Source organism: Streptomyces sp. NPDC006512, assembly GCF_040611935.1.
GTDB lineage: Bacteria > Actinomycetota > Actinomycetes > Streptomycetales > Streptomycetaceae > Streptomyces.
Genome location: NZ_JBEXPG010000024.1, coordinates 111,296 through 123,450 on the forward strand (window position 1 = coordinate 111,296; position 12,155 = coordinate 123,450).

The window sequence follows — 12,155 nt, forward strand, 5'->3', positions numbered from 1 at the left end:
ACTCGGGCACACTGCCCGCATGACCGATGACGAGATCGCCGATGTACTGCGCGATGGGATCGACGCCTTCCTGACGGAAGTCGACCCCGAGGACCTGGATGCCGACGATCTGGCATGGGCACTAGTCCGCCGGCTGCGCCGGGCGGAGACCGCGCCCCCGGTGTGAATGGTGCCCGGTACCGGGCGGTGAAACGGCATCACCGCCCGGCGCCTTGGTGGGGGGCGGGCCGCCTGCACGGGTCGCAGTCGCGTTCGGTGATGTCGGCGTCGGCATCCTTCCCGGCGGGGGGTGACCCCCGACCGGGGTTCGATGGGCGCGGTCGTGGGGAGTGCGACGGGTATGCGTAGGGGTTCATTCCGATGGCGCGAGATCTACGCCCACAGACCGGCGATCCCCGCGCCCTCGATGGGCCCCGACGCCCCGCAGGCAGTCCGGACGGCGAGGGGAGTAGCAGATCCCCTGGTGGAGGCCGTTAAGGCCGCGGAACTGGCTCTAGAGCGCGTGGACGAAGTCCTGATGGACCGTAGTGCCACCGAGCACCGCTTGACTGTCGATGCCGAGCACATGCAGAACCGGCTCAGGCGGATTGGCCGCATCCTCGCGAAGGTCACGGTGCCGGCCGGTGACGTTATTGAGGCGGAAGTAGTCAACGAGGCCCACGATTAAGGGGAACCCGGCAAATTTGCCGGGTACCCAGATAGACGTTCAACCGCCACACGAAGCCCCCGTCCGGGTACCAGCCGGGGGCTTCGTGTTAGGGCAAGGCGGCTTAGCCGAACCTGCGCTACAGGTCCTCGCACTTGAGACCGCCGACCAGGGAGCCGAGGGCCTCGTACGAAAGAAGAAGAGCCGGCCCCGCTGGTTCCTTGCTGTCCCGCACGGCGACCACGCGCCCGCTGGCGTCAACGATGCCCAGTTCGACGCATTGCGCCCCGGTGTCGCTCCTTGACGACTTCCACCAGGTGACAGGCAAGGTAGAGGCGTCGGCAACGTGGTTCATAGGGCTTTCCTTATCTCTGTGATCAGTTCCGCGGACGCCTGCGATGACTCCGCCGCGGAGGTCAATCGCTCCATGGCGTCCCGGTATACGGCGACCTGGTCGCGATCCTCGACGTACAGGGCAGCCGTCAAGGTCTCAGTGTGAACGACGTCGAGGTCTGCACGCCCGGCGAAGGACAGCAGGCTGAAACTTCCAAGCTGTCCGACGTGCAGCGGAGCGTCCGACTGCACGATCGCAATGTTCACGTTGTCCCGCTTGCTCATGGACAGAAGCTTTCCCAACTGCTCGTACATGACCTCGCCGTCAACATCCTTGGTACGTAGTGCACCCTCGGCGATGATCGCCCAGAGGGTGAGCGGATTCGTCGAGCGCGTCAGCACGGACTGTCGGGCAAGGCGGACAGCCACCAAAGCGTCCACCTTCGCCTCAACCGCTTCCGACATTGCTGTGGCGCGGATGATCGCCCCCGCATACTCGCTCGTGTGCAGGAGGCCCGGGACCGCACCGAGGTTCCACGTCTTGATCGTGGAGGCCTCCGCCTCCAAGCTGATCAAGTCTTCGTACGTGGGCGTGAGGATCCCCCGGTAGGAGTGCCACCACCCACGTTGCGCACCCTCGCGCGTCAAGTCCACCAGCGCCGACGTCATCTCGTCATCGGCCGCCCCGTACAGCCCAAGCAGCATCTCGACGTCTGCGGGCTTGGCGGCTGACTTGGCCAGCTCAAGCCGCGAAAGCTTCGCAACCGTCACCTTGCCCTTTGACAGCTCTGCCACGTCTTCCAGCGTCAAGCCAAGGTCGTCCCGAAGTTCGCGCAGCTTCGTTCCCAGCCTGCGCCGGCGCACTGTTGGCGCGCTCAACCTCGCCCCCTCCCTGTCGGCCTGCGGTGCCGACAGTTTGCCGTGTCCCATCAGGCCTGTCACCTGTCGATCTATCACACCATCATCGTTCGCCCCGGCATATGCGAATTCTCATGACTCTGTGAGAACGGTTGCAGCACCAGGCCGCAAGGAGGAAGCTGACGGTACGAAATGCGATGGGGTCTGCACTGACACGGTGAACTCTTGTGTCAGTCGGTACCCATGTCCGAAAGGATTCGCGTGGTGACCTTGCTGCCCAGGCGCTTAGTCGTGCCGTACTGCCGCCCACCCGCAGAACCGCCGCCGGTACTTGTGCTCGCGAAGCACCCCGAGTCCACGCACGCCGCGCGAAAATACGCACGTGAGTTCGTCAACTACCACGTTCCGGGCATTCCGGCGGGGTTGAGGGACGATGCCGTACTGATCGTGTCGGAACTGGTGACCAACGCGCTGCGGTATGGCACCGAGCCGGGCGACTTCCTACGTCTCGTTCTCGACGCCGACCCCGGCCGTATCCGCATCGAGGTCCACGACCCCTCGCGCCGCCGCCCGCACCCCAAGGCCGAAAGCGACGAACGCCAGCGCGGACGCGGCCTGTTCATCATCGAAGCCCTTGCCGCCGGCTGGGGTGTCGAGGACCGGCCCATGGGAAAGGCCGTGTGGGTTGAACTGCGATGGGGGCAGGAGTGAGCGCGTTTCTGTCCCCGCTTCCAGGCCCCCGCTTCCTTGACGAGCTGGTCGTCTCGTTCACGATCGACATCACCGACTACCGGTGCCCGCTGTCTCTGACGGTCATCGGACACCCGGAAGCGCGGCCCAACGAATCCCCCGCCGCGGTCGAGGCCGCCCTAGGCCACCTCGCCGCCGGTCTTGGACTCGCACACGGCTCGCTCCGCATGCCCGCACGGCCGGCACTCATCTACAAGCGCCCCGGATGGACTCTCGACTACGGACACCCTGCGTACGACCTGCTCCTACCGGAACCCGGCTCAGAGTGGGGCATCACCGCCCGCGCGACGGGGGGATGCATCGTGGTCGTCACGCTCGATTCCCTACTTCCGGGCGCTCCCGCCCGTGAGCACTACCAACGGGCTCTCAGGACCCGCCGCTACTACGCCGGATACTGCCCCCAGGCCAACCCGTGAGGACACCGTGACCGCGCCCGACATCCCGCCCGGCCCCGGGTTCGTCGCGACGGTGACCGCCATGACCGGCATTCACCGCGCCGACGGAATCGATCTCGCCCGCCTACTGATCACACACCCCGGACCGCGCCGAGCCAACGAAACCACGGAGACTGTAGAAGCTGGGATGCGGCGTCTCGCTACTGCCCTCCACCTTGGCCCGGGACACCAGCCCCCGCAGCTGATCGGCGCACGGCTCATGATCCGGCGCACGCATGCCGCACTCGACTACGGCCACGACAAGTACGTCATGACGATCCCCCCACCGCACAGCGAGTGGCTCGCCCTCGTACAGCGCGGGGCCATGTGCCGGGTTTGCCTGATCATCACCCCTCTTCCGCTCACCGCCACCACAGCGGAGACCGACGCACACCTACGGGCCAGCCTTGACCGCGGTGACGTGATGTGGGGCACGACCTACCTCCGTCGCAGGTTCTGACCCAGGACGACGGACGGGCCGCCCACAACAGGCCCTTGGGCCTGGCCCACTGGGGGCGAGCGTCTACGCCGGGGCGCACAGCCCCAACTCCGCGCAGCCGGGTGGGTGGCCGTCGAATGCGGCGGCCACCCACCGGGCCGCACGGCCCTCCCGGTCAGTCAGCCATGACAAGGAGATCCAGTGACCGATCTGTCACCAGTAAATCCACGTGTACGCGCCATCCCAGGCCAACAGGCCTTAAGTCCCGCCCGCCCGGACGGCATCGATCCGTCCAGGGCCAGGGAGTCCGTACGCCGCTTGTACGCAGGCCCGCCGCTGACCGCGGCGGACCTGAGTGCCCCCCTACTGGTCCTACCCGAGGGGCACCGCAGCGCCGGCGCCCTGCCCGGCGCCGTGCCCCTGGCCGAAGTCCAGGCCACCGTCACACGGTGGGCCGACATGGGCATCCGCGGCGTGAAGGTCTTCGCGCACGGGCACGACCGCGACCCCTACGGCACAGGAGCCCTGACCCCCGACAATCTGATGATTCGCGCCATCCGGGCCGTAAAGGCTGCCACTGGCGACGCCGTGGCCGTGACCACAGAGGTCTGCGGATGCTCCTGGACCAGCACCGGCGAATGTGTACTGCGGAGCGACACCGGAGCCATCGATGTGGAGGGCACCTACGCACTCATGCGAGGCATGGCCACCCAGCACGCTGAGGCTGGCGCCGACGCTGTATCGCCCACCGCGATGCTCGCCGGATCAGTCCGTACCGTCCGTACCGTTCTGAACGTCAAGGGACATCGCGAAGTCGGGGTGAACCCCAACCTGGCGATTCGTACCCGGCTCTACGGCCCCTTCAAGCGGCTCATGAACACCGAGCCCGCAAGAGGTGATCGCCGGGGGCTCCAACTGGAATCCGGCCGGGCCCAACGGGACACCCTCGTGCAGGCCCGCTCATGGATGAGCGAGGGGGCCGACTCCCTGACACTCCAACCCGTCATGACAGCCGCGGACGTACTTGTACGCCTGCGCGACATCACGGACGTCCCGATCGTCGCCTACTCGACCTCCGGCGAGTGGGACGCTCTCCAGACCCTTGGCACTGAGGGAATGGTCGAGTACCTAGCCATGCTCAAGAGGGCAGGCGCCGACACAGTTCTGACCTTCGCGGCCGAACACGTCGCCGCCTACCTGGGGGGCCACCGTGGATGACACCCCCTGGTACCGGCCGGCAGCACTGGACGGCATCCTGGCCGACGCCGCGGCTCAGGGCTTCGCCATGTCGTGCGAGGACCGTACCGGATCCCTTCTGGGCACGCTCGCGGCAAGCCAGCCCGGCGGACAGATCGTTGAACTCGGGACCGGAGTCGGGGCAGGTGCCGCCTGGCTTCTGCACGGCATGGACTCAACCGCCCGACTGACCACGGTCGAAATGGACCCCCACAGCCAGGCGGTGGCCGTCCGGCACCTTGGCGAAGATCCGCGCGTGACGTTCCACAACATGAATGCAGACAGATGGCTCGACGGCTATGACGGTCCGCTCCTGGATCTCGTCTACGTCGACTGCCGACCGGGCAAGTTCCGCCGCATGGGTGACCTGCTGACCCTGATGAGGCCCGGCGGAATCTACCTCGTGGATGACCTGATGCCCCAAGCCACCTGGCCTGCCGATCATCAGCCGCGTGTCGACAAGTTTCTCGAACAATTGCCCGGCATTCCCAACTTCACTTCCACGGCGCTGAGATGGGCGTCCGGGTTGGTCATCGGAGTCCGGATCTGAGGGTCTATCGTGGGCGGCATGTCCGCCCCTGACCACATCCGTATCGTCTCCCGCGACTCTCCGATGGCACTCGCCCAGGTAGAGCGCGTCCGCGGCGAGTTGGCCGCGCTCTACCCGCACGTCACCACCGAAGTCGTACCCGTCAAGACCACCGGGGACCGGTGGATGGGCGACCTTGCCGCAGTCGAGGGAAAGGGTGCGTTCACCAAGGAGGTGGACGCCGCCCTACTGGACGGAACTGCCGACCTGGCCGTCCACTGTGTGAAGGACGTTCCCGCCGACCGGCCGCTACCGGCCGGGACCACCTTTGCGGCCTTCCTCAGGCGCGATGACATCCGGGACGCCCTTGTCCACCCCGACGAAGTCCCCCTGGCCGACCTCCCTGCCGGCAGCCGCATCGGCACGTCATCCGTGCGACGAATCGCCCAGCTCGCCGCCTCTCACCCACACCTCGAATGTGTCCCGATCAGGGGCAACGCGAACCGGCGACTCGACAAGCTCGCCGCGGGCGAGGCGGACGCCCTACTACTGGCCGTCTCGGGGCTGGAGCGGATCGGCCGCACGGACGCGATCACCGAAATTCTTTCCGTCGAGACCATGTGTCCGCCCATCGGCGCCGGCATTCTGGCCCTCCAATGCCGCGAGGGTGATACGGGGCTCATCGAGATCGTTAGCGCACTCGGCCACCCGGCCACGCACCGAGAGGCCACCGCCGAGCGCATGTTCCTGCACGTCCTCCAAGGGCACTGCAACAGCCCCATCGCCGGGTACGCCTCCACAGAGGCGGACGGAGGGCTCAGCATGTACGCCAAGGTGTTCACGCCCGACGGCAAACGCGTTCTACGGGCTCACGAGTGGGCCGGCCCGCTGGACCCCGCCACCCTCGGTACCTCCGTGGCCGTTGCTCTCCTCCGTCAGGGAGCCCGCGACCTGATCGACGGCATTCCGCACTGACGCGAGCCGTCTGCGACTGATCAGCAGACCTCACCCGGGGCGGGAGAGGCCCCGGACCGTCGCAACCGGCCCCCGGCCCCTCGCAGGCGATCACATCCAGCAGGCCCCGCCCCCCAGGCCTGCGCAAGGCCTCCCCGCTCCACCTCTGGGTCATCCTCGACCAGGCGGTACTTCGACGCGTCGTAGGCAGTCACGCCGTGATGGCCGAACAGATCGATGCTCTGATCACGGCGGCCCGACAGCCGACGATCGACATTCAGGTGCTGCCATGGGAGGCCGGCGCGCACGCCGCGGGCCTCGGCCACTTCGTACTGCTGCGCACCGCGGGCGCTCTTGGGGCGGTGTACGTGGAAATGCTGGGCGGTGGCCACTACATGGATACTGCGAAGGAGGTGCATCGGTACTCCGTGGCCATGGACTACCTTCGCACTCGGGCAGCTGATATCACCGAATCGCTGCACCTGCTGAAAGCCGCACGCGAGGAGCACAAGAGATATGACGGACAGGCCCACACCTGACGAGCTGGCAGCGGCGTCGTTCAGGATCTCCTCATACAGCGGCGCGAACAACGAGTGCGTAGCGGTCGCTATCGGCGTCCGTGAATGGGTGTGCGTCCGCGACTCCAAGCTCACCGACAGCCCCGTGCTGGCTGTGCGGGGACCCGCGTTCACCGCGCTGACCCAAGCCCTGCGAGCGAACACTCCCTAGCGACGACCGCAGAAGGCGTCCGCCGCTACAAGCCGCTCCTCGTCGACGCCGGTGGGCCCGTTGCTGCCCGAGGCGCACCGGCGGCGCGCGGCGACGGGCGTGTTCGCCGGGGACTTCCACCGGGGTGCGGGCGAACCTGGCCGCCCTGTTCGCTCTGGCGGACGGCTGTCTGGCCGGGCTGGGACTCATCGATCCCGCTCCGTTGCGGGTGGCGCTGCACGGTGTCGCGCTCGGGGCGAAGGCGGTATGGCCACCGCGGCTGGCGGGCCTGCCTGCACTCATCGCGACGGCCGCCGTGGCCGCGGCCGGGCGGCGGGTGGGCATGTTCCGCCGCCTGGTCCCCCCCCGGCTGTGTCGCTCGTGCTCTTCCCCCGGCCGCTGCTCTTCATCGCGGGCGGCGGTGCGGGCGGCGTCGCAGATGTTGCCCGCCCGGTGGGCCAATCACTGCGGGCCTGACCCGCGCGGACGCGACAGCGCCCCCGGTTCCGCACGTGGAACCGGGGGCGCTGCGCTGGGATGGGCACTTGGGGAGGGTCGTCACCGCTGTGCGGGCGGCCCTCTTTCCCGTCGAACGGTGAGCCGGCCTTTGTCGCGATCCTGTGAAGCGCGGCGCGTCACCACACGGCTCGGGGCGGGGGTAAGCCAGGGGAACCATGGGGGGAACCATCAGGGGAACCTAGAGGGGGAAATAGAGGGGGAACCTAAGGGGGGAACCATGGGGGGAAGGTGGTTTCGGTGAGGTTCTGCGTTTTGGCTGGTCAGGTGCCGTTCTGCGGGTGGTGACTTCCCGGACTTTCTATTTAGAGCTGGTGTTGGAGGTGGAGAGGAGGGGGTGAAGGAGGGGCAGGCAGGGGTGAGACGGGTGTGGCAGTGGCTTTGGTTGGGGCTGGGCGGTGATGAGGGTTCGGAGGGGGAGCCGGTTCGATGTGCTGCGTTGGCGTCGTGGGTCGCGGCAAGGCGGTTCCGGAGGGTTGGCTGGTGGTGCGGGTGAGGGCGAGAGCTGCATCGGGCGTACTGGCGTGGGGCGGTAGTTCATGAAGCTGGCAGGGCAGGGCAGGGCAGGTCAGGGCAGGGGAGAGGCGGTGCGTACTGAGCGGAGGGGAAATGAATGCGGCCGGCGCCCACTTCCGCCGAAGCGGGTGACAAGGGCGCCGGCCAGCCGAAGACACACAACCCGGGTTGCCCCAGGAGTGGCTACACCTTGAGTGTACCGTCGAGTGACGTAACTGCTATAGCTTTTTATTACGGAGGTGGGGCCGCGATGATTCGGGCTGGACGGCGAGAGCTGGTGCGAACGCGTGAGGACCTGGCTCGCGACCGCGGGATGAGTTTCGGGACCTTCCGCAACCGGAAGCTGTATGCGATCCCGGGGCATCCCGCGCCGATCAGTTCGCCTGGCGCACGTGTTCTGTTGTGGGATGCGGAGCAGACGGAGGCCTTTCAGGCGGGCCGGCCGGTGCCCGGGCTTCCAGTAGCCGGTGATGACGAGGACCTCCTTGATCGCAATGAGGCAGCGGCCGAACTTGGGGTGACACCGAGAAGCTGGGACAGCTATCAGCGGGCAACGCCGGAGCTCGTTGCGCAGAGTGTCGTCGTCGCGGGTGTGGAGCATTGGCCTCGCCGGGCCGTGGTGGCGTTCAGGCAAGGGCGGCCTGGCAAGCAGGCGGCCACGGGGCGGCCGGCAGGCAGTGGCGACGCTGTTCCACGTGCTGAGCTTTCCGCGAGGGTCGATGCCCTCCTTCAGGATGATCCCGCGGTGACGACGACGCAGGTGATGGATGGCTTGGGAGTCTCCTATTCCACAGCGCAGAAGGTGCTGGCGCGGCTGAGGGGCGCTCGGATCGCAGATGCGATGAAGGGCGATCCAGGTCTGCGTGCGGATGAGGCGGCGGAAAGGCTTGCATACCCGCCCGCGGTGAGGCGGGCCGCGGTTGCCGAGGCGGAGCGGCAGGCAGGGGGCCCTGCGGCGGGTTAGCGGGCTGCGGTTCTGCGCAGAGCAGGTCAGAGACGTTTCCTCCGGGGGCTGGGCGCCGTGGGCCGGGTGCCGCGGTGGGGGCGGCGGCGACTTCGCGCCGCCGCCCCCACCGGCGCGTGCCGGCCCTCCGCTGCGCTGCGGGCCGGACCGAGCGCTGCGCGCTCTCACGCGCGCAGCCTGGGCGACGGCAGTCGGCACCAGCGCGCTCCGCTTGCTGGAGCCTCGCTTCGCGCTGCCGTCACCCAGGCGGGGAGGCGGGCAGCCGGCCCTGGCGCGCTTCGCTTGCCAGGGCCTCGCTTCGCGCTGCCCGCCTCCCCGCCCTCCGGCGCTTCGCGCCTTTGGGCTGCAGCGGCACCCAGCCCACGGTGCCCAGCCCCCGGAGGCGCAAACCTGCCCTGACCTGGCTAAATACTTTTTTTCCAGGGGGGAATCCGCTCGACGTTGTGCCGCTAGTGCGATATATTTGTCTTGTTGGTCGGCAGTGACAGTCGGCCACAAAGCCAAGACGCAAACCCAAAAAATGAAGGAGTGGTCCACATGGCAACGAAGTCGCACCCCGGTGACGGCCAGTACGCGAAGGGCGCGAAGGGCACCCTGTTCACCGAGCCCCGCCGGGGCTTCCTGGCGGTCGCCCGCACCATCGTCCGCAGCATGACGGACCTGCGCCAGCGGTGATCTCACCCCTCGTAAGGGGCTTCCGGGGCGGGGACGGGCGGACAGCGGCAAACCCGCTGGAACTGTCCGGCCCCGTCCCGGGGGTCGATCTCAAAGCGGTGGGGCTGCTTCTGGCCCCACCCGCGCTGACGGGGGAGTTCTACCCCCTCAGCCTGTGGCGCGGAGTCGAAAGGCTTCCTGTGCGCCCCTTTGCGCCAGCAGCCCACCCCGGAGGACTGCGCGCAGCGTTCGCAGATTCCGTTCGGGCGCTGACAGCGGATGCCGAGGTGATCGGGGTTGCACTCTCAGGAGGCCTCGACTCCCTTGCCGTGCTGCTCCACGTATGTGAGACGGCAGGTGGTCGTCCAGTGATTGCTTTCACCGGAGACCACAGAGACGACAAGGGACAGTCATGTGTTCCGATGGTGCGGAAGCTGCTTGCGGACCTGCGGCTCACGGAACGGGTCCGCTTCATTGCCGTCGATCCGGAGCGGCACCGAGCTGAGCCGCAGTGGTCTCCCACGGGGCCGAGGCTTGACGCGGCACCCGAGATCAACGCTGGTCTGGCAGCGCTGGCCGCTGACCTTGGGGTTGGAGTACTTCTCTCAGGGGTGGGTTCCGACGAACTCCTGGCAGTTCCGCGCTACGCGACAGCGGAGATTGCACGCCGCTATGGGATGCGGGCAGCTCTTCGTTATCTGAGAGACGTTGGCCACGCCGGACCAGGGGCGGCCGGAGAAGCTGCTGCGCTGCTTGCCCGGGTAGCTCCCGCCAGCATCAGCGGACGGGCCTACTGGGCTACGAACTGGCCCGAGTGGACGAACCCCACGGCAAGCGACGTACTGGCAGCGCCCTACCGGCAGTACGCGTCGGACTGGGGCCGGGCATGGGTAGAAGGGAGGATTCGCGATCATGCCCGACGAGAACACTCTTGGGCGCAGGCAGACGCGTTCGACGCGTTCTGGCCGCATGAGGTGATCGGGTCAGCGGGGCAGGTCAGGGAAGCATCACCGTTCCTGACAGAGGAATTCCTCACTGCTGCGTTCGCGATCCCCCTCGCAGCCCGCTACCGGCCGGATCTCCCGACGGCATACTGGCGCTGCAAGTCGCTGGTGCTCTCTTTGATGCCAGCTCATGTACAGCCAGCCCTGCCTCGTCAGAAGTCCTATTTCACGGCAGCCCTGGCAGGGGAGGCAGCCCAACTCGACGCGGGTGCCCCGCTCCTGGCAGCCGAGTGCGGGCTCATCGACCGGGCCCGTCTAGCCCAGGAGACAGACACGGCGCTCCTCTTGGCCGTGTCAGCAGTGGAACAGTGGCTCATCGGAGCTGAACGGATCGGTGCACAGCTGAGCTGATTCCGCGTGGGGGCGGTGCGCGGCGCCGCCCCCACGACTGGACACGAAGGAAGGGACTGGCCATGGTCATAGCTGTGAGCCCCCCAACCGGCGTCATTACTTTGCGCCCATACACTCCCGCCGACATGGCCGCCGTACTGAACGTGATCAACTCGGAGCGGATCCCGGGCCAGCCGGTCACCTCTGCCGAGATGCTCTCAAACGCCCTCGAAGGCCGGTCGACGGTCGACGCCGGATGGTGGGCCGACCTGGCGCCGCCATCAACATGGGTGGCCGTCAAAGCCCCCGGAATCCTGGTGGGCGTGGTTTCCTACGCGTGGCGGCCCAAGGACCGTACAGGGCTGCTTCTGTGGCTCCATAGCGGCGAGAATGAAGCCGTAACCAAAGCACTGATCGACCACGTGATCGATACGTTCACTCCCAACTCCGTAGAGGCGTTCCAGATTGCTACAGCACTCTCCCTCGGACTGGAAGCCCTGCCCATTGGGCACCGCCCCGTCACAGACGCACTACTCCGGCAAGCAGGGTTCACCGCCGAAAGACTATGGCGCTACATGCGCGCCGATCTCCCGGCGACCAGCCTGCCCGAGCTGACCCGCGTGCGAGAGACCGTATCAAGCGGGGAGAAGTCAGCGCGCAAGCTGGAAGCCCGCCGGTTCTGGCGCACGGTTACAGCAGAAGCTGAGGTGGGAGAGCCGGTGCAAGGCATCGGAGTCCTATGGTGGATTGAAGTCTCTGAGTCACACAGAGGGCAGGGTCTGGGCAGACGGATGCTCGGCTCCGCACTGGCACGACTCACCGACCTTGGAGCCCGGCAAGTGATTCTCTACGTGGATGACGACGCACCACCAGGAGACCCACGGGACCGCACCGCAGCAAACTCCCTCTACGAATCATCGGGTTTCGTAGAGATCGATCGTCTCTACTCCTACAAGCGGAATCCCGGGCCGCTGTAAGGACAAGGAACCTCCTAGTCCAGTATTCATCCAGGGCGCAAGAATGAAGCGCTGCTCCAAAGGAGCGATCCTCAGCCCTGCCACCGGGTCTGCTGCTGCCAGCTGCCCGCGAAGCGGGCAGGCGTGAAGGCGAAGCCGGAAGGCCCAGGGTGGGGAGAGCGCAGCGAACCCACCCAACGGGCCGAAGGCCCGGACCCCGTGAAACGGGGTCAGACGCCGCAGGAGCCGGTGGGGCACGTATTCGTACCGCTCAGCCATCGGACCTCTCCTCGAAGGAGGAGACGAAACGCTCCCAGCCAACGCGAGC

Annotated in this window: 16 protein-coding genes; 14 read left to right on the forward strand and 2 right to left on the reverse strand. The window is 67.2% G+C overall.

Going from position 1 to position 12,155, the window contains the following annotated elements; translation table 11 throughout:
- Positions 1-19 precede the first annotated feature (19 nt).
- Positions 20-166, forward strand: coding sequence for a hypothetical protein (locus ABZZ17_RS18690; protein ID WP_356877308.1), 147 nt, complete (start codon positions 20-22; stop codon positions 164-166).
- A gap of 336 nt (positions 167-502) precedes the next feature.
- Positions 503-667 (forward strand): hypothetical protein, encoded by a 165-nt coding sequence (locus ABZZ17_RS18695; RefSeq protein ID WP_356877310.1) that lies wholly within the window; start codon positions 503-505, stop codon positions 665-667.
- A gap of 118 nt (positions 668-785) precedes the next feature.
- Here the strand turns inward: ABZZ17_RS18695 and ABZZ17_RS18700 are convergent, their stop codons facing one another.
- Both ABZZ17_RS18700 and ABZZ17_RS18705 read right to left on the reverse strand, forming a co-directional pair.
- Positions 786-1,001, reverse strand: a complete 216-nt coding sequence (locus ABZZ17_RS18700) for a DUF397 domain-containing protein (protein ID WP_356877312.1) — start codon at positions 999-1,001, stop codon at positions 786-788.
- The gene (locus ABZZ17_RS18705; protein WP_356877314.1) at positions 998-1,936 is read right to left on the reverse strand and encodes a helix-turn-helix transcriptional regulator; all 939 of its coding nucleotides are present in this window, start codon (positions 1,934-1,936) and stop codon (positions 998-1,000) included. Before ABZZ17_RS18705 ends, ABZZ17_RS18700 begins: the two co-directional genes overlap by 4 nt.
- Before the next feature lie 165 nt (positions 1,937-2,101).
- Here ABZZ17_RS18705 and ABZZ17_RS18710 point away from each other — a divergent pair, with 165 nt between their 5' ends.
- The 12 genes from ABZZ17_RS18710 (at position 2,102) to ABZZ17_RS18765 (ending at position 11,848) form a co-directional block, all read left to right on the forward strand.
- On the forward strand, positions 2,102-2,548 hold the full coding sequence (locus ABZZ17_RS18710; protein WP_356877316.1) for an ATP-binding protein: 447 nt from the start codon (positions 2,102-2,104) through the stop codon (positions 2,546-2,548).
- Positions 2,545-3,003 carry a hypothetical protein gene (locus ABZZ17_RS18715; RefSeq protein ID WP_356877318.1) on the forward strand — a complete coding sequence of 153 codons (459 nt, stop codon included), beginning with the start codon at positions 2,545-2,547 and terminating at the stop codon, positions 3,001-3,003. Before ABZZ17_RS18710 ends, ABZZ17_RS18715 begins: the two co-directional genes overlap by 4 nt.
- 7 nt (positions 3,004-3,010) lie before the next feature.
- A complete protein-coding gene (locus ABZZ17_RS18720; protein ID WP_356877320.1) occupies positions 3,011-3,481 on the forward strand; it encodes a hypothetical protein in 471 nt (156 codons plus the stop codon).
- 180 nt (positions 3,482-3,661) lie between these two features.
- On the forward strand, positions 3,662-4,678 hold the full coding sequence (locus ABZZ17_RS18725) for a hypothetical protein (protein ID WP_356877322.1): 1,017 nt from the start codon (positions 3,662-3,664) through the stop codon (positions 4,676-4,678).
- Positions 4,671-5,246 (forward strand): class I SAM-dependent methyltransferase, encoded by a 576-nt coding sequence (locus ABZZ17_RS18730; protein WP_356877324.1) that lies wholly within the window; start codon positions 4,671-4,673, stop codon positions 5,244-5,246. The genes ABZZ17_RS18725 and ABZZ17_RS18730 overlap by 8 nt, the downstream gene beginning before the upstream one ends.
- 18 nt (positions 5,247-5,264) lie before the next feature.
- Entirely contained in the window at positions 5,265-6,200 is a 936-nt protein-coding gene (gene hemC, locus ABZZ17_RS18735; protein WP_356877326.1) for a hydroxymethylbilane synthase, read from the forward strand.
- Positions 6,201-6,289: 89 nt separating this feature from the next.
- On the forward strand, positions 6,290-6,718 hold the full coding sequence (locus ABZZ17_RS18740; protein ID WP_356877342.1) for a DUF5753 domain-containing protein: 429 nt from the start codon (positions 6,290-6,292) through the stop codon (positions 6,716-6,718).
- Positions 6,696-6,908, forward strand: a complete 213-nt coding sequence (locus tag ABZZ17_RS18745) for a DUF397 domain-containing protein (RefSeq protein ID WP_356877328.1) — start codon at positions 6,696-6,698, stop codon at positions 6,906-6,908. Before ABZZ17_RS18740 ends, ABZZ17_RS18745 begins: the two co-directional genes overlap by 23 nt.
- A gap of 1,324 nt (positions 6,909-8,232) precedes the next feature.
- Complete coding sequence (locus ABZZ17_RS18750) at positions 8,233-8,883, forward strand: hypothetical protein (RefSeq protein WP_356877330.1); 651 nt, start codon at positions 8,233-8,235, stop codon at positions 8,881-8,883.
- 537 nt (positions 8,884-9,420) lie between these two features.
- Positions 9,421-9,558, forward strand: a complete 138-nt coding sequence (locus ABZZ17_RS18755; RefSeq protein WP_356877332.1) for a hypothetical protein — start codon at positions 9,421-9,423, stop codon at positions 9,556-9,558.
- A gap of 179 nt (positions 9,559-9,737) precedes the next feature.
- On the forward strand, positions 9,738-10,892 hold the full coding sequence (locus ABZZ17_RS18760; RefSeq protein ID WP_356877344.1) for an asparagine synthase-related protein: 1,155 nt from the start codon (positions 9,738-9,740) through the stop codon (positions 10,890-10,892).
- 125 nt (positions 10,893-11,017) lie between these two features.
- On the forward strand, positions 11,018-11,848 hold the full coding sequence (locus ABZZ17_RS18765) for a GNAT family N-acetyltransferase (protein ID WP_356877334.1): 831 nt from the start codon (positions 11,018-11,020) through the stop codon (positions 11,846-11,848).
- The last annotated feature ends 307 nt before the right edge of the window (positions 11,849-12,155 follow it).

Coding starts and splice junctions, on each gene's coding strand:
- ABZZ17_RS18750 (WP_356877330.1), top strand. CDS start 8,233: ATGAGTTTCGGGACCTTCCGCAACCGGAAGCTGTATGCGATCCCGGGG.
- ABZZ17_RS18690 (WP_356877308.1), top strand. CDS start 20: ATGACCGATGACGAGATCGCCGATGTACTGCGCGATGGGATCGACGCC.
- ABZZ17_RS18700 (WP_356877312.1), bottom strand. CDS start 1,001: ATGAACCACGTTGCCGACGCCTCTACCTTGCCTGTCACCTGGTGGAAG.
- hemC (WP_356877326.1), top strand. CDS start 5,265: ATGTCCGCCCCTGACCACATCCGTATCGTCTCCCGCGACTCTCCGATG.
- ABZZ17_RS18745 (WP_356877328.1), top strand. CDS start 6,696: ATGACGGACAGGCCCACACCTGACGAGCTGGCAGCGGCGTCGTTCAGG.
- ABZZ17_RS18755 (WP_356877332.1), top strand. CDS start 9,421: ATGGCAACGAAGTCGCACCCCGGTGACGGCCAGTACGCGAAGGGCGCG.
- ABZZ17_RS18765 (WP_356877334.1), top strand. CDS start 11,018: ATGGCCGCCGTACTGAACGTGATCAACTCGGAGCGGATCCCGGGCCAG.